Source organism: Mycobacterium sp. E183, assembly GCF_001667735.1.
Classification (GTDB): Bacteria; Actinomycetota; Actinomycetes; order Mycobacteriales; family Mycobacteriaceae; genus Mycobacterium.
Window position 1 is genome coordinate 92,655 of record NZ_LZJN01000191.1, and the last position, 22,211, is coordinate 114,865.

23 protein-coding genes are annotated in these 22,211 nt (G+C 64.4%); 10 read left to right on the top strand and 13 right to left on the bottom strand.

What is annotated here, in order from left to right:
- Positions 1-55: 55 nt before the first annotated feature.
- The 3 genes from A5691_RS23285 to A5691_RS23295 form a co-directional block, all read right to left on the bottom strand.
- Positions 56-1,093, bottom strand: coding sequence for a dihydrodipicolinate reductase (locus A5691_RS23285; protein ID WP_068014868.1), 1,038 nt, complete (start codon positions 1,091-1,093; stop codon positions 56-58).
- 104 nt (positions 1,094-1,197) lie between these two features.
- The gene (locus A5691_RS23290; RefSeq protein ID WP_068014871.1) at positions 1,198-2,001 is read right to left on the bottom strand and encodes an SDR family NAD(P)-dependent oxidoreductase; all 804 of its coding nucleotides are present in this window, start codon (positions 1,999-2,001) and stop codon (positions 1,198-1,200) included.
- Between the two features lie 30 nt (positions 2,002-2,031).
- Positions 2,032-2,790, bottom strand: coding sequence for an SDR family oxidoreductase (locus A5691_RS23295; protein ID WP_067747597.1), 759 nt, complete (start codon positions 2,788-2,790; stop codon positions 2,032-2,034).
- Positions 2,791-2,911: 121 nt separating this feature from the next.
- On the opposite strand from A5691_RS23295, the gene A5691_RS23300 reads away from it, so the two are divergent.
- The 3 genes from A5691_RS23300 (at position 2,912) to A5691_RS23310 (ending at position 5,768) form a co-directional block, all read left to right on the top strand.
- Positions 2,912-3,754 (top strand): SDR family NAD(P)-dependent oxidoreductase, encoded by an 843-nt coding sequence (locus tag A5691_RS23300; protein ID WP_067747599.1) that lies wholly within the window; start codon positions 2,912-2,914, stop codon positions 3,752-3,754.
- A gap of 99 nt (positions 3,755-3,853) precedes the next feature.
- Positions 3,854-4,918: a spirocyclase AveC family protein gene (locus tag A5691_RS23305; RefSeq protein WP_067747601.1), complete on the top strand. Its 1,065-nt coding sequence runs from the start codon at positions 3,854-3,856 to the stop codon at positions 4,916-4,918.
- An 88-nt stretch (positions 4,919-5,006) separates the two neighbouring features.
- Complete coding sequence (locus A5691_RS23310; RefSeq protein ID WP_067747603.1) at positions 5,007-5,768, top strand: alpha/beta fold hydrolase; 762 nt, start codon at positions 5,007-5,009, stop codon at positions 5,766-5,768.
- Here A5691_RS23310 and A5691_RS23315 read toward each other — a convergent pair.
- Positions 5,703-6,515, bottom strand: a complete 813-nt coding sequence (locus tag A5691_RS23315) for a mycofactocin-coupled SDR family oxidoreductase (protein WP_067747605.1) — start codon at positions 6,513-6,515, stop codon at positions 5,703-5,705. The genes A5691_RS23310 and A5691_RS23315 overlap by 66 nt on opposite strands.
- 108 nt (positions 6,516-6,623) lie before the next feature.
- Between A5691_RS23315 and A5691_RS23320 the strand changes: the two genes are divergently transcribed.
- The gene (locus tag A5691_RS23320) at positions 6,624-7,406 is read left to right on the top strand and encodes an SDR family NAD(P)-dependent oxidoreductase (RefSeq protein WP_067747607.1); all 783 of its coding nucleotides are present in this window, start codon (positions 6,624-6,626) and stop codon (positions 7,404-7,406) included.
- Here A5691_RS23320 and A5691_RS23325 read toward each other — a convergent pair.
- Both A5691_RS23325 and A5691_RS23330 read right to left on the bottom strand, forming a co-directional pair.
- Positions 7,403-8,482: a dihydrodipicolinate reductase gene (locus tag A5691_RS23325; protein WP_067747609.1), complete on the bottom strand. Its 1,080-nt coding sequence runs from the start codon at positions 8,480-8,482 to the stop codon at positions 7,403-7,405. The two genes, A5691_RS23320 and A5691_RS23325, sit on opposite strands and share 4 nt — an antisense overlap.
- Before the next feature lie 30 nt (positions 8,483-8,512).
- Complete coding sequence (locus A5691_RS23330; RefSeq protein ID WP_067747611.1) at positions 8,513-9,301, bottom strand: SDR family NAD(P)-dependent oxidoreductase; 789 nt, start codon at positions 9,299-9,301, stop codon at positions 8,513-8,515.
- Between the two features lie 111 nt (positions 9,302-9,412).
- On the opposite strand from A5691_RS23330, the gene A5691_RS23335 reads away from it, so the two are divergent.
- Positions 9,413-9,853 carry a VOC family protein gene (locus A5691_RS23335; protein WP_067747613.1) on the top strand — a complete coding sequence of 147 codons (441 nt, stop codon included), beginning with the start codon at positions 9,413-9,415 and terminating at the stop codon, positions 9,851-9,853.
- On the opposite strand, the gene A5691_RS23340 is transcribed toward A5691_RS23335, so the two are convergent.
- The gene (locus tag A5691_RS23340; RefSeq protein WP_068014875.1) at positions 9,843-11,462 is read right to left on the bottom strand and encodes a class I adenylate-forming enzyme family protein; all 1,620 of its coding nucleotides are present in this window, start codon (positions 11,460-11,462) and stop codon (positions 9,843-9,845) included. The two genes, A5691_RS23335 and A5691_RS23340, sit on opposite strands and share 11 nt — an antisense overlap.
- Positions 11,463-11,575: 113 nt before the next feature.
- Here A5691_RS23340 and A5691_RS23345 point away from each other — a divergent pair, with 113 nt between their 5' ends.
- The 4 genes from A5691_RS23345 (at position 11,576) to A5691_RS23360 (ending at position 15,253) form a co-directional block, all read left to right on the top strand.
- Positions 11,576-12,106 (top strand): nuclear transport factor 2 family protein, encoded by a 531-nt coding sequence (locus tag A5691_RS23345; RefSeq protein ID WP_067747662.1) that lies wholly within the window; start codon positions 11,576-11,578, stop codon positions 12,104-12,106.
- Positions 12,107-12,240: 134 nt separating this feature from the next.
- Positions 12,241-13,473 carry a CaiB/BaiF CoA-transferase family protein gene (locus A5691_RS23350; protein WP_068014878.1) on the top strand — a complete coding sequence of 411 codons (1,233 nt, stop codon included), beginning with the start codon at positions 12,241-12,243 and terminating at the stop codon, positions 13,471-13,473.
- Complete coding sequence (locus A5691_RS23355) at positions 13,470-14,708, top strand: cytochrome P450 (RefSeq protein ID WP_068014881.1); 1,239 nt, start codon at positions 13,470-13,472, stop codon at positions 14,706-14,708. Before A5691_RS23350 ends, A5691_RS23355 begins: the two co-directional genes overlap by 4 nt.
- Positions 14,705-15,253: a hypothetical protein gene (locus A5691_RS23360; protein WP_067747620.1), complete on the top strand. Its 549-nt coding sequence runs from the start codon at positions 14,705-14,707 to the stop codon at positions 15,251-15,253. The genes A5691_RS23355 and A5691_RS23360 overlap by 4 nt, the downstream gene beginning before the upstream one ends.
- Positions 15,254-15,479: 226 nt before the next feature.
- Here the strand turns inward: A5691_RS23360 and A5691_RS23365 are convergent, their stop codons facing one another.
- The 6 genes from A5691_RS23365 to A5691_RS23390 form a co-directional block, all read right to left on the bottom strand.
- Positions 15,480-16,586 carry a dihydrodipicolinate reductase gene (locus tag A5691_RS23365; protein WP_369807374.1) on the bottom strand — a complete coding sequence of 369 codons (1,107 nt, stop codon included), beginning with the start codon at positions 16,584-16,586 and terminating at the stop codon, positions 15,480-15,482.
- Positions 16,587-16,690: 104 nt separating this feature from the next.
- Complete coding sequence (locus A5691_RS23370) at positions 16,691-17,932, bottom strand: cytochrome P450 (protein ID WP_067747622.1); 1,242 nt, start codon at positions 17,930-17,932, stop codon at positions 16,691-16,693.
- A 15-nt stretch (positions 17,933-17,947) separates the two neighbouring features.
- On the bottom strand, positions 17,948-18,901 hold the full coding sequence (locus A5691_RS23375; RefSeq protein WP_067747625.1) for an LLM class flavin-dependent oxidoreductase: 954 nt from the start codon (positions 18,899-18,901) through the stop codon (positions 17,948-17,950).
- A gap of 8 nt (positions 18,902-18,909) precedes the next feature.
- Positions 18,910-19,743 (bottom strand): SDR family oxidoreductase, encoded by an 834-nt coding sequence (locus A5691_RS23380; RefSeq protein WP_067747627.1) that lies wholly within the window; start codon positions 19,741-19,743, stop codon positions 18,910-18,912.
- Positions 19,736-20,143 carry a nuclear transport factor 2 family protein gene (locus A5691_RS23385; protein ID WP_067747629.1) on the bottom strand — a complete coding sequence of 136 codons (408 nt, stop codon included), beginning with the start codon at positions 20,141-20,143 and terminating at the stop codon, positions 19,736-19,738. Before A5691_RS23385 ends, A5691_RS23380 begins: the two co-directional genes overlap by 8 nt.
- Entirely contained in the window at positions 20,143-21,210 is a 1,068-nt protein-coding gene (locus tag A5691_RS23390; RefSeq protein ID WP_231972741.1) for a zinc-binding dehydrogenase, read from the bottom strand. Before A5691_RS23390 ends, A5691_RS23385 begins: the two co-directional genes overlap by 1 nt.
- A gap of 77 nt (positions 21,211-21,287) precedes the next feature.
- Between A5691_RS23390 and A5691_RS23395 the strand changes: the two genes are divergently transcribed.
- On the top strand, positions 21,288-22,193 hold the full coding sequence (locus tag A5691_RS23395) for a helix-turn-helix domain-containing protein (RefSeq protein WP_067747633.1): 906 nt from the start codon (positions 21,288-21,290) through the stop codon (positions 22,191-22,193).
- Positions 22,194-22,211 lie beyond the last annotated feature (18 nt).

Genomic DNA, 22,211 nt, shown 5'->3' on the forward strand with positions numbered 1-22,211 from the left:
CCGATGCCTTGGCGCAATGATCTTTGGTGTGCGGCTGCGCCGGGCCGGCCCGATGTCAATCCTTGATGACTGTGGGTCCATCACCGAAACCGGTGTAACTGCGTATCAGCGGCAGGTCCGCCATGGTGGCGAAACCCGCGGGGGCGGCACATATCGCCGGTATGGCGTTGACGACCTGTAGCGCAACCGCGACAAGACCCGCCCGGACGTGTTCGGCGACCGACGCCGGCCGCGAGTAGCTGGCCAGGCAGAAGAAGTGCACGCGCATGGACGGGTCGCCTTCGAGCGTGAGGGTCCAGCCGTCATCCGGTGTGGGCCAGTGCTCCGGATACTCGCCGCCGACGGTCCACAGCGTCTCGAATTCGATGATCGGCTCGCCGCGACGGTTCCCGACGAAGTTCCACCGCTGACCGGCTGTCGTGCCGGCGCGAACCCGGTGGTCGAAGATCTCGAAGTCCTTGGTGGCGGGCACTGCGTCAACAGTGACTGTGACATCGTCGATGGCAGCGTTCAACGTGTCGGCGATGAACCAGGTCTGCTGGGTGAACAGGGCGGTGTTGAATGTCAGGAACTCGTTGGCCGTCGGGGTGATGTCCTCGGTCGGTCGTCCGAACCACATTCCGTCGAAGGTTATTTCGGTGCTCTCCCAGAGCGACCAGTCTGCGCGCTCCTGCAGACTGAACCTGTCAATCGAGCGACTCATACCCGACAGCGCGAGCGGCAAAACGCCAGATAGGTTGCCCGGGTTGAGACCGCTCGCGTGGATCGTGCTGTTGCCCTTGCGGCAGGCCGCCAGCAGCCGTCGACGGTCCGCATCGCCGATGCGCTGCGGGTGGAAAAGGAACGAGACGGTCGCAACGTTCTTGCCGCTCTCCAGCAGCGCGCACACGTCGTCGAGACTGGTGAACGACGGCGCGTAGAGCACGAGATCGGCCTCGATCGCGAGAATGTCCGCGACATCGGTGGTTGCGTTGACGCCGACTGGGTTCCGGCCCACCAGCGTCCCGACGTCGACGCCGTTCTTTGAATCGGAGTAGACCCGCGCTCCCACCAGCTCGAGGTCGGCCCGGTAGTCGAGGATGGTCTTGATCATCTCGGTGCCTACGGCACCGGTTGCCCACTGAATGACTCGAAGACGCCGGGAATTCACGGTCAAGTCTCCACTCCCTTCAGAGCCGGATGGATGGGCGAGGAGGGTCAGATGAAGTCCGATCCGCCGTCGACGTTGACGGTCGCACCCGTCACATAGCCGTTGCGTCGCGACGCCAGATACGTGGTGATGGAGGCGATCTCCTCCGGCAGCCCGGCGCGACCGATATCGCACGGATGGCCGAAGGTCTTCTCGACCCAGCTCATCACGTCCCTGGGATCCGACGAGTCGAGCCCGTCTGCCGCGAGCGCATCCTGCAGAACCTCGGTAAAGCTTGCCGTCACAATGGTTCCCGGACAGACGCAGTTCACAAGAATGCCCTCGGCTCCAAGGCTTTTCGACAAGTTCTTGGTGAAGCTGGACAGCGCCGATTTCGCTGCCGTGTAGGCGACCAGCCGCGGGCTCTGTCGCTGGATGGAGTGTGCGGAGAGGGTGACGATGCGGGCCCACTCGGCTGATCGCAGCATCGGCAGCGCGGCCCGCACGGATCGCACCGCGGACAGGGTGCCGAGATCGAATGCGGCGTGCCAGTCGTCGTCGTTCAGATCGTCGAACGCGCCCGCGTTCGGACCCACGGTGTGCACCAGGACGTTCAGGGTGTCCCACGAATGACCAATGCAGGCAAAGCCCGAAGTGATGGAATCGCCATCGGACATGTCGACGCTGACGGTGAGTACTTCGGGTGCCCCCGCGGCGCGGATTCGCCTGGCGGCCGAATCCAGCGCCGCCCGACCGCGCGCCATGATCGCCACGGAGGCGCCTTCCGCCGCGAGACTCTCGGCGATCGCCAGCCCCATTCCCTTACTGCCGCCGGTTACGACCGCCGTCGCGCCCTCAAAACCAAGATCCATTCAGTCATCCGCCCTTCGCGGTTCGTAGTATCACCGAGTCTTGGTGATCCGCGGGGCAAGATGCACGATCTCGCTGACGACGGTGGGGTTCGCGCGTGAGATGGCGATCAGGGACAGCATGGCGTTGGCCACGTCGTCCACCGTGGACATTTCCTCAGGAATCTGGCCCGCCCGCGCCCAGGCCCGGTATAGATCGGCCAGCAGATCCCGGTCGGCGCCGCGCAGGATCTCGGTGTCACAGGTCGGGCCAACGCTAACCCGGATCACGGCCAGTTCGGGATGCTCGGCGCGCCAGGATCGCAAGATCTCGTCTAGCGCGGCCTTGCTCGCGTGGTAGGCGGCCACGCCGGCGCGGGGGCGACCGACGTCATGGCTGGATGCGACGATGACCGTGGCGTCGTCGGTCAAGTGGGGAAGGGCCGCCCGAAGCACGTGGGAGGCGCCGACGGCATTGACGGCGTAGGAATGCAGCCAGGTTTCCACATCGGTGTCTTCGATCAGCACGAAGGGCACCACGGCGCTGGTGAACACCACCGCGTCGAGCTTGCCCAGGTTCGCGGCGACCTCGGCGACGACGGTCTCCACCGCGCGCGGGTCCGAAACGTCCAACTCGTGGGCCGATCCGTGCAGCCGATCGGCCAGGTCCGACAGCAGCTCCACCCGCCGTGCGGCGAGCGCGACGCGAGCCCCCCTGGAGTGGGCGGCAATTGCCAACGCCTGTCCAATGCCGGAGGACGCCCCGATGATCAGCATCCGCGTCCCCGCGATGTTGGAGTGCCGGTCGCTCATAGCCCGCTTTCCTCTGGCCGAATCCGTAACTGAAGGTTAGCCGCTATTCTCGCATGCGAGAATCGATATTCTCGTCGCGGCCGGATCATTTGCGCTTCGGCGACGCAAAACAGGAGGCGGAATGATCGACTTCAACGACAAGGTGGTGCTTGTCACCGGCGGTGGCGCGGGCATCGGGCGCGCCACGGCGCTGGCCTTTGCCGGCCTGGGTGCGTCGGTCGTCGTACTCGAGGTCGACCCGGCGCGGTCGCAGGACCTGCGCAGCGAACTCGGCGATCGGGCGCTCGTGGTGACGGGCGATGCGACCGTCGCGGCCGACGTGTCGGCGCTCGCCGATGCCATCGGCAGCCGCTACGGGCGCCTCGACGCGCTGGTGAACAACGTCGGTCACTTCATGACGCGGCCGACACCTTTCGAGCGGCTCACCGACGAGCAGATCGACGACATATATCGGGTGAATCTCAAGCACATCTTTCTGGTCAGCCGGGCCATGCTGCCGCTGCTGCGTGCCGCCGCCGGCGGCGCGAGCATCACGAACGTCTCGTCGATCGAGGGCTTCCGGGGTATACCGCACTTCGCGGTATACGGAGCCTTCAAGGCGGCGGTGACCGGCTTTACCATGAGCCTCGCCCTCGAGCTTGGCCCGGAGGGCATCCGGGTGAATGCCGTGGCGCCGGAAACCACGGATAGCGCCCAGGTCCCGCTGGACCGCATGATCCACCAATCACAGCGGCACAATATTCCGCGCTGGATTCCGCTGGGCCGCTTCGGAACCCCACAGGACATCGCGGGCTGCGTCTTGTTTCTCGCGAGCCCGCTGGCCGCATGGGTATCGGGGACTGTGGTGCATGCCGATGGCGGTGCGTTGGCCGCCGCGGGGTGGTATCGCGACGACCGTGGCGCGTGGACGAACATGCCCGTCATCAAGGGCAACAGCGCAACACCCGCCGAGGCGGCGGGCTGAAGATGGACCAAGTCGTCCCGAAGTCTTTTTGTCGCTGTCGATAACGCATATTCTCATGGGGCCGGGCTGTAGAGGTTGAAAGGAACATCGGGGTTTGGCATGACGGACGTCGTGGACACCAGCCCCGATTCCGGGTCCTCTCGGCCCATTCGGGTCGGCAGTTCGCCGCCGCTGTCCCGTGCCGGATGGGCGTTGTTCATAGCCGGGTACCTGGTATTCGCGATCGTGACCGTCGCGACGATGCAATCGGGTACGCACGGGGATCCGCGCACCACCAACCCATACCCGGGGCCGGCACCGTATCCGCCGTTCCTCGGGTTCGACGACTGGCCGCTGGTGGTCGCCCTGAGCTCCGTCCCCATGGCCATCGGGCTGATCGCCACGTTGGTGTGGCTCTCGGTAAGACAACGCAAGGTGCATTGGACGGTGGTGATCGCGTTCGCGGGGCTGATCACCGGCGCCCTGGACCCGTTGGCCAACTGGGCGACGTTCGCGATCTTCGACCCGCGGATGTTGCACTTCCCGTTGTCGTGGCCGTACGTGAACATCTCGCCGAACCTGGAACCCGCGCTGTCGTTCCTCGGGGGTTACGCGGCGTACTACTTGTTGACCGGTCTGGGGATTCTGCAGCTGCACAATCGATTCCTCGAGCCCCTGATTCGGCCCATGGGTTGGCTGGCGCGCCATCGGCTTGCCGCGGTCTTTGTCGGCTCGTTCGTGATCGCCTTGCCGCTCAACGGAGTCGTCCAGTTCACCTGGATGAGGTTCGGCATCTTCTACTACACCGAGGCGGTCGGACCGACGCTGCAGATCGGCCACATTCATTTCCCGCTCATCATGGCGGTGTATGACTCGTTCATATTCGCGATGGTGGCGGTGATGTGCGTCCGGGACCAAGGCGGCGAGCTGGTGCTGATAAACCGGATCGCCCGCCGGCTACCGGCGCGACCGCGCCGCGACATGCTGGCGCTGACGCGCCGGCTCCTCGTGTCGGCCTCGGTGGGGCTCGTATCGTTCGCCGTCCCGCTGGTGGTACTGGCGGGGCTGCGGACCGCCGGACTGTCCAAGCCTGCGTACGAACAGAACCCGTACCCGAACATCAAGGTCTACGATCCCTACGGGCATCTCGAGAGGTCGGGCAAACGGGGACCCTTCTACCAGTGAGCCACACCGAACAAGTAGTTCGAACACGCGTCATCGGGTTGCCGTTGGCCGGCCCAGAGCTCGCCACCCGGATCTCGCGGACCCGAGCATGACGCTGTTCGCGCTGCTGCACGGCGGGCTGCATGATGGCTCGTGCTGGGACGGGGTCGCCGTGGAGCTCGCGCGGCGTGGTCACCGGGTCGTTGCGCCGGATCTGCCGGTCGATGATGAGTCGGCGGGTGCCCTGGAATGGGCGCGGGTGGCGATCGACGCGATCGAGGGAGCCCGAGTCGGTGCCGCGTCCCCCGACATGGTCGAGGACGTCGTCGTTGTGGCACATTCGCTGTCGGGGCTGTGCGCACCGGTCATCGCCACGCTCCACCCGGTGCAAAGAATGGTGTTCGTCGGTGGCCTCCTGCCCGTGCCCGGAGAGTCGTTCGCCGACCACCTGGCCGCCAACCCCGATGCGATCTCTTTTCCTGAGCCGCAAGAACAGGGTGAGGGACCGTTCGGCCTGTCTTGGGAGGCGGTGCGGGAAGGCTTCTATCATGACTGCCCAGAAGCGCTGGGGCGCAAAGCGTTCAATGAGTTGCGACACCAATCCTTTACGGTGTTAATCGAACGTTGTCCGATCGACCGCTGGCCCGACACGCCCTCGGACTACGTGCTCATGCGCGATGATCGCGCGGTCGGCGGGTCCTGGGCCCGGCGCAATGCGGCCGGCCGGATCGGCGCTCGGGTCTTCGAGTTGGACGGTGGCCACTCACCGTTTTTCGCCCGACCGGCCGAACTGAGCGCCGTCCTGCTAAGCCTGAGCGACCCCGACATCGACGGAAATCGCCGAAGCCGTGACGAACCGCGATTCGTCTGAGGCCAGCCAAGCAACGGCGTTCGCGATGTCCTCAGGCATCGTCACGGCAGTGGGGATGAGTTGCTTGCTGAAGCCGTACTGGGGATGCGAATACGACTCCGCCGCCTCCTGCATCGCTTCGATCATCCGCCCGCTACCCATGGGTGTCGCGACCGATCCGGGATGGAGGCTGTTCACCCGGATGTCGTAACGGCCGAGTTCGACCGCGAATGAGCGGGCGAGGCCGGTAACGCCGTGCTTGCTCGCCGTGTACGCCACCATGAAGGGCTCCACTTTCACCCCCGCCACCGATCCGATCAGAATGATCGACCCGCCACGTCCGCCGGCGATGATGTGCTTCGCTCCGGCCATGACCGTGTTCCAGGTCCCGACCAGGTTGACGTTGACCGTGTCCTGAAAATCGCTGGGGGAGACGCGGTCCCAGGGAGCCGGACAACAGATGCCGGCATTGGCGACGATCACGTCAAGCCTGCCGAGTTCGGCAACAGCCTTATCGACGGCGGCACAGAGGGCGTCATGGTCGCGGGTGTCGACGATCGCCGTGACGGCACGTCTGCCATTCGCCACCACGAGGTCGGCGGTTTGCGCCAGATCATCGGGAGTGGCCGAGTCGTAGGGGACGCTCGGCGGCAGCGGTCCGGCGATATCGACGAGGATGGTGTCGGCGCCGTCGGCGCTCAACCTGGCGGCGTGCGCTCGGCCCTGGCCACGGGCGGCACCGGTGATTAGTACAACCTTGCCGCTCATGTCTGCCACACGGGTACGTTACATCACCGCGCTGGTTCTGAGAACTTCCTTTACTCATTAAGGAGAATTAGTATTCTGCTGCCGATACATAAATGGAGGCGGGGTCGCATGGGCGTACTTGACGGTCAGACGGCATTCATCCTGGGGGCGTCAGCCGGAATTGCCCAGGCGAGCGCCAAGCTGCTCGCCGCTGACGGTGCGGCGCTGTACCTTTTGGGGAGATCGAGCAAGCGCCTGGACGCGGCCCGCGACGGCATCCTCGCCGCGGTCCCGGATGCCGAAATTGTCGTCAAGAAGGGCGATCCCGAAGACGAGGGGACCGTCGCGGCGGCCGCCGAGGCGGCCCATGACCTCAAGGGTCGGCTGGACATCGTCGTGGGCACGGTGGCCACCGGCGGCACCGGACCACTGACTGGGCTCGATCTCGAGACCTTCACCAACTTCGTGATGGGCAATCTGCGGTCAAACTTCTTGGCGCTGCGCTACTCGGCACCGCTGATGACGAACGGCGGGTCGATCGTGTTCATCTCTTCGACGTCGTCGAAGATCCCGATGGAGGGCCTTGGGCACTACTCGGCGGGCAAGGCCGCACTCGAGATGATGATCCGGGTCGCGGCATCAGAGTTGGGCCCTAGGGGAATTCGTGTCAATGCCGTCCGGCCCGGCCTGACCGAGGCGGCCACCACGCAGGGCTACATCCACCTGGAAGAGCTGACCAGCAGCTTCCTCGAACGCGTCCCGTTGGGCCGCCTCGGGGTGTCTGACGATATCGCCCCGGGCGTCCGTTACCTGGCGGGACCCGAGTCGAGTTGGATGACCGGGCAGAGCTTTGCGATCGACGGCGGCAACGAGGTAAGGGGCGCTCCCCGCGGGCCGATGTTCACCGTCTAGCTCACATCCACCGCGTTGCGGGGCGCGGTGATCGGCAGATCCAACGACGTGGCGATGCCCGGTGCCGCATCGATGACGTACGGGATTGCGTTGACCACCCGCATGGCCGTCGCCTGCATGGCATCGTCGTTCGCTGACTGCGCCGTCGGTTCGGTACCGAACCGAAGATCGCAGTGGATGTGCGGCTCGCCCTCGATGACGACGCGGTACGTCCCGTGCGGTGCCGACGCCCACTCGGGTGCCAGATCGGGCGCCATGCGGTTGATGTGTTCGATGGTGATCACCGGGTGGCCGTTGACGATTCCGGTCGTCTCGGCCCGCACCGCCCCACAGGTGCCTGCCGGGATCAACCCGCACGCGACGTGGAGGTCGCGTGGTGTGAGCACGCGCTCGTAGCGTTCTGTCACTTCGTCGAGCTCGACGCCAAGAGCTCGTGCCACCAGACCGATAGGTGGTCCCCAGGCGAACCGCTGTGCGCCCTCCAGTTCGAGCAGTGGCCTGAAGTCCAGCGGACGGCCAAAGCCCATCGCGTCGAACATCGAGTACTCGTTGGGGTAGGCCGAGTAGTCGAAGATCTCCTGCGCGCGGACCGACCGGATGGTGTTGGACAAGGTCGACAGCATGACGGCGAACTGATCACCGGCGAATCCCGGTTCGATACCCGAGGTGTAGATGGTGACGCCGCCGGCGAGCGCCGCCGCTCGTACTTGGTCGGCCAGGTCGGGAATCCATCTGTCGGGAAACATCATCCCCGGTGTGTTGGTCGTAACGACATTGATGCCGGCCTTCAGAAATCGGACATAGTCGGGCACCGCGGCCGCATCCATGTCGGCCCCCAAAGCCGCGTAGACCACGCAGTCGGGCTTGAGTCTGATGATGTCGTCCAGGTCGGCAGTGGTCGTCACACCGATAGGGCCCAGCCCGACAACGTCGCCGGCATCGCGACCCGTCTTTTCGGCGCTGTGCACCCATACGCCGACCAGATCGAGGTGTGCGCGCCGGTGGATGGCCCGCAACGCGATGCTTCCGACGCCGCCCGTCGATATTACGGCGACGCGTAAAACCTTCTCTGCCATGCTGGTTACTCCTTTGTCGGCTGCGTCTGGCTACAGATCGGGGATGGGCAGAGAGGAATTCGGACCCTGGAGGCCGCCGTCGACAATGAAGGTCGAGTTCGTCGCATAGCAATCGCGGGTGCACAGGTACAACGTCAGCCGGCCGAGGTCCGCGACGTCACCGATACGATGCAGCGGCGTCAGCTCCTTCAGTTTCTCCTCGGACCCAGGCATCAGGTCGAAGCTGGACTGCAGCCCGGTGGTCATGAATGCGCCCAGGGCGATCGCATTGACGCGGATCTTGGGGGCGAGCTCCTGGGCCATGGCGCGGGTCAGGGCTTCGAGTCCACCCTTGGCCACGGAATAGGGCAGTAATCCCCGGATCCCGAATCGGCCCGCTCCCGACGAGATGTTCACGATCGAGCCCCGGCCCACCGCCAGCATGTGCGGCACGACCAACTGGCTCATGATGAAAGCGGAAGTGACGCAATAATCGAAGGTTTCCCGGAGGTTGTCGTCGGTCAGGCGCAGAAATGGGCCGTAAGTTGCGAAACCGACGTTGTTGACCAGGATGTCGATGCGGCCGAACTTGTCGACCGCGGTCTGGACCACGCGCTCGCTGTCGGAGCGTTGTAGCGCGTCGGCGGTGATTGCGAGTCCTTTGCCGCCCGATTCTTCGATGTCCGTGACCGTCCGCTCCACCTCGGACGTCGTACGCGCCGTACCGACCACCGTGGCGCCCGCTTCCGCAAGGACCTTGGCGATACCCTCGCCGACGCCGCGCCCGGCGCCGGTGACAATCGCCACTTGACCGTCTAGGTTGAACTGCTCGAGTGCCACAAAGCGCCTCTCCGCCAGGACGTGTGGGTGTGCAGCCGCGAATCTACCGCAACGAGAATCGATATTTCCGATAATTGAAATCTCTCTTTATGCGCTCGTAGAGTCTTTGGCATGTCACCCCAGCTGCCGCAGTTGCACCACGTTGTGTTCGCCGTCGCTCTTGAGCGCCTCGACCGCGCTGCCGACTACCTGAGCGCTTTGGGCTTTCAGTTCCAGGCTTTCGAGTTAGAGCGCCTTGGTCTGCAGGTTCGCCTCGACTGGGACCGCGGGTTCGAGCTCATCGCCCCGACCGCCGCGGCACCAACGGATGCCGGTACCGCGGCGGACTTTCTCGCGCGCAACGGTGACGGGCTGTTCTCCGTCATCGTACGCACCGCGGATTGTGCCGCGGGCGAGGACATCGCCGCGAGGTACGGCGTGAAGTCCGACTTCCGGCAGCGGCACGAAGGCGACGGATTCGAACTGACCGAAGTCAAATTGGAGCCGTTGTTCGGCATCCCGTTGACCCTGATGACCACGAATATGCCCGACGGGCAACCGGTTAGCTCGTAGCCGAGCGCAACTGTTCGCTGAGTTGCCGCGCCAGCTCCGGCTTCTTGACTTTGCCGGTCGCGGTGAACGGAAGGTCTCGCTTGGCGGTGACCCAAATGTGCTTGGGAACCTTGTACGCCGACAGCCGGTCGCGCAGTTGCGCTCGCAAAGACTCGGCGTCGAGTGCGGATTCGCCGCGCGGCACCACCGCAGCCGCGACTACCGTTCCGTGTTCAGCGCTCTCCGCTCCGACCACATATGCCTCGAGCACGCCGTCGCAGTCGGCCAGTGCCAGTTCGACTTCGCTGGGTGTGACGTTGGTGCCCCCACCGGTCTTGATCAGGTCGCCCAACCGTCCGGTGAACTTGATCCAACCGTCGTCGTACTCGATGCCGCAGTCGCCCGTTCGGTAGTAGCCGTCCGACGTGAACACGTCCTCGCGCTCGCACTTGTGCAGCCGCTGCATCAACGAGTATCCGCGAACCCATATTTCGCCGGGCGTGCCAATGGGCGCCGGCTGTCCCGTGTCGGGGTCGACGATCAGGTGGTGCAGCCCTTCGATTGGTGGGCCGCCGGTTTCGGACCGATCGGGCGTTTGCGGCAGATAGGGATCGACGCCGAGGTGGTTGCCGCACAGCTCGGTCATTCCCAGGCCGCTGGAGCCCTTGGGTTGATGCCGGGGTGGCACCATCGCGGGCATGCTGGTGCGGTGCACCGAACTCAGATCGCGTGCTGAGAAGTCGGGATGCTCGGACAGCGTCTTACCCTGCTGCGGCCAGCCCAGCGCGATGGTCGCGCGGTGTCGCTCCATCAGCTCCAACGCCTCTGCTGCATCGAACGCGGGCTGAGTGATCAGCGTCGCGCCGTGGTGGATCACCGCGTGCAATCCGGTGATCAGCCCGCCCACCCAGAAGAAGGGCATGGACGTGAACATCACGTCGTCGTGGGTGACGGCGTACATGAAGGTGAGGTTGTAGGTGTGGCGGACCAGCGTTCCCTGGGTGTGCACGGGCCCTTTCGGGTCACCGGTGCTGCCCGAGGTGTAGATGATCATCACCTCGTCGGCCGGGGTCACGCACGACTCCACGTCGACGAGGAAGTCGGCGTCGGCGGCCGGCAGCGCGCCGTCGGCGTGGATCCTCGTCGTCCAGGCCCGATCAGACGGTCCCCACACCGCGACAGTCCGTAGGAAGGGGGCCTTGCGGACCATGATGCGCCCTGGCCGGTCCTGACCGGCGAGACCCGGCAGTGCATCTTCCAGCCGGGTCAAAAAGTCGTGATTGCGGAACCGCGGCCACGCCAAGATTGCGTTCAGGTCCGCATGGCGGGCGGTCCAGGCCAGTTCGGAGGCCTTATAGAAGGTGTTGAGCGGAACAGCGACCGCACCGATGCGTGTGGTGGCAAACCACGCCAGTGCCCAGTCGACGCTGTTGGGCATCAGGATTCCGACGTGGTCGCCCTTGCTGATGCCCTGCGCCAACAGGGCGGCGGCCAGGGCGGCCGAACGGCGGTCGAGATCGGCGTAGGACAATCTCCGCCCGTCGGCGATGAGGAACGGCCTGTCGCCGAAACGGGCTGCGCAAAACCTCACCAGTGCAGGGATCGTGGGCAAGATCGTCGGAAAGGGCATGAGCGCAGAATAGTAGCCTTTCCGAAACCGAGAACAGCGGTTCTCATTAGGCGGTGTGAGCCTACAATACCGCGATGGCCACAGGATTGAAGGGTTCGACCGGCGATGACCGGTTGGACCGAGTGGAGTCGAGCCTCGCGATTAGCCAGTTACCCGGCAAGTATGCAATGGCCCTCGATGCCCGTGATCTCGATGCATTGGTGGCGTTGTTCGTCGACGATGTCGACGCGGGCGCCGAGGGGCGCGGCAGGGATGCGTTGAGGCGCTGGTATGACCGCGTGCTCCGACGGTTCTACCGCAGCATCCACCTGATCTGCGGTCACCAGTTCGACTTCGTCGACGCCGATCATGCGACCGGAGCGATTTACTGCCGCGCCGAACACGAGGACGGCGACGGATGGTATGTGATCACGATGCGCTACGACGACGTCTATGAGCGCCGCGACGGCCAGTGGTGCTTCGTCAAGCGGCGGGAGCATCCCTGGTATTCCGTCGATGTCACCGAGCGCCCCGGTCCCGAGTTCATGCGATGGCCGACCGACGTTCGGTTGCGTGCGGCTATGCCCCAACGGATGCCGACCTGGCGGGCCTTTTGGGCCGACGGTGATCCGGGCTTGCCGGGACGGCTGTCGGCGCGTCCGTAAGCACTTCGGCGCTGCCCCGTTGGCGCCGCCGCGGTTTACAAACTCCCTCGAAACTGACATTCTCGGAACGTGTAAACGAGCATTACCGCCGTTTCCCAACTGTTGGTGCGCTCGCACCCGTACTGCCGTGACCCATGGAGGCCGTCATTTCCGTCGACAAAGTACTCAGCGGTGTTCGCGTGCTGGAGGTTGCCGCGTGGACCTTCGTACCGTCGGCCGGCGCCGTGTTGGCGGAATGGGGTGCCGAGGTCATCAAGGTCGAGCCGCGCGAGGGAGGCGACCCGCAACGCGGCCTCGTGACGATGGGCATCGTCGACGAGGGTGGTGGCGCCGTCAACTACATGATCGAGATACCGAATCGGGGCAAGAAGTCGATCGGCGTCGATCTGAGCACTCCCGGCGGCCAAGACGTCATCCGCAAAGTCGCGGCCACCTGCGACGTGTTCCTCACCAGCTACCTACCAAGCCGCCGCAAGAAGATGGGCATCGACGTCGACGACATCAGGGCCGTCAACCCCAACATCGTCTACGTACGCGGGTCGGGCCACGGCCCGAAGGGACCCGACGCCGACAAGCCCGGCTATGACGGCGTCTCTTACTGGGCGCGCGGCGGCATCGCCGCCATGCTCACCGAGGACGCTGAGGAATTGGTGCGTTCACGACCCGCGTTCGGCGACCTGCTCGGCGGAATGACGATCGCTGGGGGTATCGCGGCAGCGCTGTACCGGAAGGCGACCACCGGTCAGGGATCGGTGGTGGATGTCTCCCTCCTCGGGCTTGCGGCTTGGAACCTCAGCCCCGACATCGCAGTGAGCCAGATTCATGGCGGCGGCGCGGTTCCGAGCTGGCGCCACGCCGACGCGCCCAACCCTTTGGTCGGGACCTACCGCACAAAAGACGATCGCCACGTCCAGCTGATGATGTTGCAACTGGACAAGTTCTATGCGGAAGCGATGCGCGTGATCGGCCTACCCGAACTCGTCGATGATGCGCGATTTGCCGAGGCGGCAACGCGATTCGCCAACCGGGCGGAACTCATCTCGCTGATGGACGAAGCGTTTGCCCAACGCACACTCGTCGAATGGCGTGAGGCGCTCGCAGACCTCTCCGGCGCCTGGGGTGTGGTGCAGACACCGGGGGAGGTCTGCCACGACCCGGCGGTGACCGCGAACGGCTATGTCGCGAAGACCGCGACGATGAGCGGAGCGCCTTACTCGTTGCCCACCAACCCCGTCCAATTCGACGAGACGGCCGTCACCCCTTCGGGGGCGCCCGAGCACGGCCAGCACACCGAGGAGGTGCTGATGGAAGCGGGCCTGGACTGGGACACCATCGAAGCCTACAAAGAGGCCGGAGCGATTCTATGACTCCTACTACGCCGTTGCAGGTCTCAGAAGGTAACGTCGAATTCGATCCATTCTCTGAAGATTTCTTCAACGGGGCGTACGACACGTACAGACGCCTGCGCGACAGTGCCCCCGTCTACTACAACCCGAAGTGGGATTTCTGGGCACTGACCCGCTACGACGACGTGGCGCCCGCTACCAAGGACCACGAAACCTATTCGTCGGCAAAGGGTGCGACGCTGGACATGGTTCAGGCGCACGACGACGCGATACCAGTGCCCAAAGTGATCATCTCGATGGACCCACCCGAGCACCAGAAGATGCGCAGGCTGGTGAGCAACGTGTTCACGCCGCGTGCCATCGCGGCGTTGGAAGACATGGTGCGCGAGAAAGTCTACGAACGCATCGACGCGCTCGACCCCTCCTCGTTCGATGTGGTGGCCGATTTCTCGGCGCTGTTCCCGAATGAGGTCATCACCACCATGCTCGGAGTGCCCAAGCAGGACCGCGACCAGATCCGCATTTGGCTGGATCTGCTCCTCGAACGCCACCCGGGTGGGATCGCCACCACCGCCGCAGGGCGGGAAGCGTCGATGAAAACCGGTCTCTACTACTACGACCTCGTGCAGCAGCGCCGCGCCGAACCTCGTGACGACATGATCAGCAGGCTCATCGAAACCGAGATCGAGCGGGACGGTCAGGTGGAGAAGCTCACCGACGTCGATATCACCGGATTCGCGACCATGCTTGGGGGAGCTGGCGCCGAGACGGTGACGAAACTCGTCGGCAACGCCGTGGTCGCCTTCGCCGACTTTCCGGATCAGTGGCAGAAGCTGCGGAAGGACCGCAGCAAGGTGCCCGCCGCCGTCGAAGAATTGTTGCGCTATGAGGCGCCCTCGCAGTACCAGGTACGCACCGCCACCCGCGATGTGACCTTGCACGGCAGCACCATTCCCGCGGGCAGCGCAGTCCTGCTCGTCACGGGCTCGGCGACCCGCGACGAACGGATGTTCCCCGATCCCGACCGGCTGGACATCGACCGGGAGCGCAGAATGGGCTTCAACCTCGCCTTCGGGTATGGCGTGCACAGTTGTCTGGGGGCGGCGCTGGCAAGGATGGAGAGCCGCATCGCGCTCGAGGCGCTGCTCGATCTCCTCCCTGACTATGAAGTCGACCGCGGTGGACTGCGGCGGGTGGCGATGGCGAATGTTTGTGGGTGGTCCAATGTGCCCGTACACAGGACGCGCGGAGCATGACCTCCGATCGAGTTGCCCTGCACCACAGGCTGGCCCGCGCAAAATGGGAGACGTACGCAAGAGCCCCGGAGACGAAAAAAATCACATACGGCGATGAGTGGATCTACTCGCCAGACGCCGTAATGGTGTGCCCCCTGTTCAACGGCGGCGCCGATCATGTGATGGCCGACCTCGCCTCCGAGGAGGTGCTCGCGGCCATGCAACGCTACGCGCCCGACGGTGACATGCTTACCTGCGAATTCCGCATGTGGTGGAAGCACATGCCCGACTTTCGAATCGTTACCCCGTTCGACTGCAGGCCCGCCGATTGGGGGTTTGCGGTCCGCGACACCTATGCGGGAACGCTGGCCGACGGGACCGTTCTGCAGCTTCACGAATGGGATTACGTATGGACCAATGACGAGGGCCACATCACTCGTTGGGACTGGTTTGTCGATTCCCGGGAGTGGCACCCCTTCCTCGATCTCATCGGCCTCGATCGCGACAGCCTGACGTATCAGGCGTACACAGAGAACTTCCTGCGTGAAGGCAGCATTGTAGGTTGAGGTTTGGCGCCTTGACCGGCTGTCCAGAACTGATCGGTTCGCCGGTCAGCGCATCGAGAGGCTCGCGCAACGCGTCCTTCGCTGCTTCGGTCACGGGTGTGGGTGAAGTGAGATGCCCTTCATCGCAAAGCAACCCGCGACCCAGATTCTGATCGCGCCGGGTTTTGCGGCGCAATTGACCACAGCGCGCTCGCGCGCCGGCAGGCTGATTCGCGCAAGCGGGTCACTAAACAGGGCGCGTTCGCGATTGCCTGCTCACTATCGCCGGACCCGCCAAGGGAGAGCCAAGCACGCCAGGCGCCGCGTCCACGACCGCGGGTATGGAGTTGACCGCGGCCAGCGCTGTCACCGCTACACCCGGATTGACCCGATCCGAGGGCGATTGCTCGAAGTACAGCTCCAGGGACATACTGGGCCGTCCCTCGACCCGGATGACCATGCCGCCTTGGTTTTCCCTCGACGGCCGCGGCCAACGCTGCGGCCAGGGTGTGGAACTCACCGTCGCGAAATACTGCACCGCGACCACTGACCGCCCATCGATGACGCCGGCCAGCTGCCAGCGGTGCGCGCAAATCGTCCCTTCAGCAATCGTGCCGAGGGCAGTCTGCAAATCCGTTGGCGCGAGAAGTGTTTCCCAATCCAGTTCGACTCCATCGAGTTCCAGGCCTAGGGTGTCGGCGATGTAGCGCACCACGGTCTCCCAGTCGTGGGTGACCTTGCCCGATGCGATTCGGGCGGGCACGTGCCCGTTCGGCTTTCCAAAGCCCATGGATTCGTGCAGCACCTCCCAAATGGGATAGGACTTGTCCAGGTCGATCGCATATTCGTCCATCCGGTAGGAATCGACGGTTCCGGCGCCGGCAAGCAGGGCGGTGGGGACGTTGAGACTAATGAAGCCCGGCTCGGCGCCGGTGGCGTAGAAGGTCGAATTGCCATTCGCCGCCGCGGCTTCGACGGCCGCGCGCCACTCCGGTGGCGCCGCAGGCGGGTAGACCATTGGGATCGTCGAGATCGTCACGACGTTGATCCCCGCCTCGAGGTAAGTGATGATGTCGGTGATCGCGTCATTCTCGCGCCGGACGGCGGTGGCACAGTAGGTGACACAGTCGGGCCGCAGAGCCAGCACCGCGTCGAGATCGTCGGTTGCCGGTATACCGACCTCCGGTTCGCCACAAAGGCGACCCGCGTCAACTCCGGCCTTCTCGGGCGTGGACACTTTGACTCCGACGAGTTCCAGTGCCGGATCACCGAGGACTGCCCGGAGTGCCTCCTTACCGGTCAATCCCGTGCCCACGTGAACAACCCGATACTTTCTGGATTTCTCAGTTGCCATTGCTCAATCTCCTATGTGCGTTTTCCTAAGAGCGCCGGACCGCGGCTTGCGTCTCCACCCGCTTCGCGCACCGATGAGAGCAGCGAGTTCGTCGTGAGGACGGATCATTGCGCTACCGCACGTACGGGCACGCGTCCCCATCCGAAGACATTCGGCATCTTGACCCGTTGCAGGCCCGCGACGTCTACCTCGAACTCGGGGATCAAGTCCAACAGGGCATCGATGGCAATGCGTCCCTCCATGCGCGCCAGTGCCGCGCCAAGACAGCTGTGTATTCCGTAGCCGAATCCGAGGTTGTGGCCGGAGTGCCGACGATTGATGTCGAAGCGATCTGCATCGACGAACGCTCGCTCATCCCTGGTGGCCGAACCATTGATGAGCATCACCGGATTGTGCTTGGGTATCACCGTGCCATGAAGTTCTACATCGACCTTGCTCCAACGGATGTCGTATTGCGATGGCCCCTCGTAACGCAGCAGCTCTTCGAAGGCGGCGGGAATGAGGCTTCGGTCTCGCCTCAGTGCCTGCCATTGGTCCTGGTGTCGCGCAAACACCACTGCGGCGCTTGCGACCAGCTTGGTCACCGTCTCGGCGCCCGCACCGCCGAGCATCGACGCAAAGGCCGAAATCTCCGTGTCGTCGAGGCGAGTCATGGTGCCGTCGTCGCGTTCGACCTCGACCTGGGTGAGCCGCGAAATCATGTCGTCCTGTGGGTTGGCGCGTTTCTCGACGACAAGGTCGTAGTAGTACCTCCACATGGTCACCGCCGCCTCGCGGCCGTGCGGCGTCGTGCTGATGTTTCCCGGCTCGCGTTCCAGCAGTGCGTCGAGCCAGTGCCGGATCTGCTGGCGACCGTCCGGCGGCACCCCCAACATCGTGGTGATGATCTCGACGGGGAACAGCGCCGAGAAGTCCTCGACTATGTCGAACGACGTCACATCGATGGTTTGCGCGATTGTGTCGATCACCTTCCGGATCATCGGCTCGAGCTTGGCGATCGCACGCGGGGTGAAAACCTTGTTTACCAGCGACCGCATTCTGGTGTGCTGCGGAGGGTCCATCATGATGATCACTCCGTGCGGGATCATCGCGTCGGGATCGATGAAATGATCGAGCGTCACACCCTTCGCCGAGGAATACCTTTCGTGATCGCGCATCGCGCTCGCGACATCCTCATAGCGGGAAAGGGCCCAGAAGTCGTACTGCGTGCTGTGGTAGACCGGCGCCCGATCGCGTAGTTGGCGGTAAATCTCGAACGGATCGTTGAAGAATTCATCCGAGAAGGGGTCGAAGTGAACGGATCCCAAAGACGTGCCTACTTCCGCCGCGCCCCCGTCAAGGCTCATCTCGTGTCCTTTCGACTACTGCAGCTCGGCGAATCTCTTCAAGTAGGGCCATGCGATCGCGGGCGGTATCCCGCCGCACAGTGGCGAAATGTTGAACATTTCACCTGCTGCGATGCGCTTCCGCGCTTCGTCGACCGAGAGGATCACGTGTGACGACGTGTTGCGCAGCTCGTCGATGGTCCTGGCGGTGGTGATGTTGGCGGATACCGCGTTGTCGGGATTCCATTCCGAGTAGGCGATTGCATCGTGCAGGAGGTACTTGCCGATCTCGTCCCACGCCGCGTCGACATCGTCGGCCACGAAGCAGTTGGTGGCCGCGTCACGCTCGGGGATGACGACAAAGCCGGGCTCGAAGCCGTTGTCGCGACATGCTTTTTCGTAAGCTTCCCGCATTCCTGGCACCCCGCCGTTGGCGAGCAAGCCGAGACCGTTACGTCCAGCGCGCCGCGCGGCCGCCAGGCTGGCGCCGCCCCAGCTCATCATGGGGCCTTCCGGCGTGCGCGGCCGCGGGGTGACTTTCATTCGTCTGCCGCCGTGTTCGATCTCTTCGCCGGCGAGGAGGCGGCGTAACACGCCGAGCTTCTCGTCCGCCAGCCTGCCGCGGTCGGACATCGAGAGTCCGAAGTGAGCGTATTCCTCAGCGCGATATCCGATTCCGAAGACGTAGGTGGCTCTGCCCGCGCTGATGTGATCCAGCACGGCGATGTCCTCGGCCAGCCGTGCCGGATCGTAGAAGGGCAGCAGAATTGTCAGGTTCACCAAGAGTTGCTTCGTGCGAGCGGCAATGGCCGCACCGAGCAGTAACGGCGACGGCAGATAACCGTCGTCCGCGCAGTGGTGTTCGCAGAGCACGACGGCGATACAGCCATGCTGCTCGGCCCATGCCGACATCTCGCTGGCGGCGGCGTATAACTCGGTGGCCGGCGCTCCGATGGTGGGCGCTCGCATGTCGAAGCGAAGGGTGAACACGGTCGCTGCTAACCGGGCTGCCGTGCGTCGGAACCCATGACTTCGGCGCTGGCCTGCATGATCATTCGAACCACTTCGTTGCGTGTCATGGACTTGAAAAGTTCAAATGCCATCCGGACGTCATCGCCCGTGGCGATCGTCGGTCCGTTGCCGAGGTTGGCGAACGCCTCGTCCACCACGCTCGCGGCTGTCACCGCACCCTGGGGAACCTCGTCGACGGATTTCAGTCGGCCGCGCTCGAATTCCAGTTGCCGCAGAGCCGGTGTATCGGTCATGCCGAGGACCAGACCCAGGACGTCCACGCCCTTGTCGTGCAACTCCGCCCACAGCCCCTCAGTGAAAACCATGTCGAAGGCTTTGGTTCCTCCGTATGCCACCATGTTTCGGCCACCGGCTAGCGCAGCACCAGAAGTGAAGTTCACGATGCCGCCGCGTCCTCGGTCGACCATGAGGCCCGAGAAGTGGTGACACAACCGCATCAGCACCAGGCAGTTGCGTTGCAGCAGGGCTTCGGCTGTCGATACCGGATTGGCAAGAAAAGGCTGGTAGTTCGGATCCCCGCCGGCGCAGTACACCAGCATGCCGACCTCGAGGTCTGCGGTGGCGTCGATGATGGACTGGGCAGCGTCGGGCTCGGTGAGATCGATGGCGAGCGTCCGGGTTTTGACACCGGTGCGCTCGTGAATCGCCTCGGCTACCGTGTCGAGCACGCGTCGGCGACGAGCGACCAGCGCAACGTTCACTCCTTCCTGCGCCAACCTCTCGGCGAACAAGGCGCCGCATCCGTCGGACGCGCCGACGATCACCGCCCACGGTCCGTACCTCCGTGCGATGTCACCCATGGGCGCCCGGCACCGCAGCGAGCCGAACCGAGGTGTAGGTACGGCGGTCGATCCGCCAACCGTCCGGCGTCCGTACGGCGTGGTCGTCGTAGTAACCGACGGGGTTCGCGCCCGAGCCGTCCTCCATCAGGATCAGTGCGTCGACGTAGGTGCGGATCGTCGCGGTGTCGGTGTCTATTGAGATGGCCTGGTTGGTCATTCGATGGATCGTGTGCGCCGCGCCGACGTGCGCTGCCTCCATGAACCGCGCAACCTCTGCGCCACCGGTCCACTGGCCGACCACACCGTAGTCGATGCGCGCATCCTCGGCGAAGACTGTCGTGAGAAGCCGGTATTGCCGGCTGTCGATTGCCGTTGCATACCGGACTGTGAGGTCGAAAATGTCGTCGCGGTCCGACATCAGAAGTCACCGTTCGGGTGGATCACGACGCGGGGTGGGCCTTCGGATCGCCGCGCCGCCGCCAGCGCCGCGGGCACCTCGTCGAGGCCGATGATCTTGCCGACGCTGGGCAGTGGGTTCAGCTTCCCCCCGACGACCGCATCCAGAACGCCGTACCAGTCCTGCGGGAGCGGTCCTCCACCGAACTGGAGAGTCAGGCCGTTTCGGGTGGCTTTGGTGATGTCGAGGGTGTCGCCGGTGTACCAGCCACCCGCGCAGTAAATGCGCGATGAGAACTCCGCCTCCGCGACGATGCTGTCGATGAGACCCGCAGCGCCAACGCATTCGAACACCACGGCGGAGCCGTTCATGTGGCGTTCGGCGCGCAACGTGCGGAAGGCGTCGAACACCGACCGCTGTGCCGGATCGACCAGAACATGCGCGCCGAACCCGGACTGGGCCAGTTCGCGGCGGTCGGCGCTGAAGTCGGACACGATGATCGGATCAACCCCCCGCGCGCTGAGCGCAGCGACCGCCGACAGCCCGATTGCGCCCGCGCCGACGACGATCGGGATCTCGCCGGGCTGCAGATTCGAGGCGCGGACATAAAACTCGCCGACCGCGAAGGCGTCGACCACGGCGACCGCATCGCTGGACACCGAGCCCTCTATCACCCTTGCGGTCGCCTCGGGTACCACAAGCAACTCTCCGAAACTGCCCTGCGCCTCGGGGTGCTGTCCGATAATGCGTAGACCCCCAGCGCCGCCGTCGACCAACCGGATCGGCATCGACGTCACCCTGGCCCCGATCGGGAAGGCCTCGCCGCATCCAGGGCCGTGGCCGATCACTTCACCCACGAACTCGTGCCCCAGGACAACGTCGCGGTCGGGGTCGTAGAGCGACCGACCCGTCGGATCGTCGATCGCCAATTCGGGATGGTCCATGTAGTGCACGTCGGACGCACAGATCGCGGTGCTGAGGGTCTTGAGCAGCAAATCGCCCTGCCCGGGAACGGGATCGGCAGTCTCGCGGACCGTAAGCTCCCCGCCTCGCAGCACTACGGCACGCACCGGCACCCACATCCTCATGCGATATTCTCTACTATTAGAGAATAATTCATCTAAATACTGAGTCGACCGTAGAATGCGGCGCGAGAGGAGTCAAGATGCGCGGAGTCACGTCAGCACCGGCCGAGCGTGTCCTCGATGTCGTTGAGTTTCTCAGCAGGCCGGAGGATGGCGGGCACCGCTTCTCCGACGTCGCTCGCGAACTTGGCCTTTCTCAGGCCACGGCGCACTCCATACTCAAGACGTTGTGTGACCGCGGTTGGGCGACGCGTGATCCCATTTCCAAGAAGTTTGATCTTGGTCCCACTATTGCCCTCATCGCGGAGAGGTTCGAAGCAGCGCGCCCACTTCTGGCTGTCGCTCGCGAAGCCATCCACCGTCTCACTGAGGCAACCGGTGCGCCGGCCTCGGTGGTCGAGCGCAGTGGAGACGAACTGGTGATCACCGCGTTCGAAAGTCCCGACGGGTCTAACGCACCGGTCGCTTCCCTCGAGCGGATCCCCTATGCACCGCCGTTTGGGATCGCCTGCGCCGCATGGGATATCCCAACCCAACAGGAATCGTGGATTCAGCGCGGCGCGGCCGGAGACACGTCGCTGGCGGAGCGCCTTCGCGCAGTGTTGGCTCAGACGCGCGACCGCGGTTATGACGTCGATTGGATGACTCCCGCGCTGGCGCAGGCGGCTCATGCGATCGAGACGCTGTCTACCGAGACAGTGCCCCACAACTTGCGCTCCGTCGTCGACCAATTGCGCATCGAATTCATATCGGCGAACCTGCTATCCGGCGACGGCGCACGCGATGCGCTCCGGGTTGCCACCATCTCGGCGCCCGTCCTTGACGATAGGGGACATGTGCGACTCATCCTTGGGTTCCACCCACTACGCGCCATGACGATGAGCGAAATCCATGCTGCCGCGAAACCTCTGTTGCGCGAGGTCGACCGAGTGGGCGGCCACGCAGTGCCGTCTCTCGACGGCGCACGCGCCAAGGCGGGGTCCTAGGTGCACATCGTCCTGCCG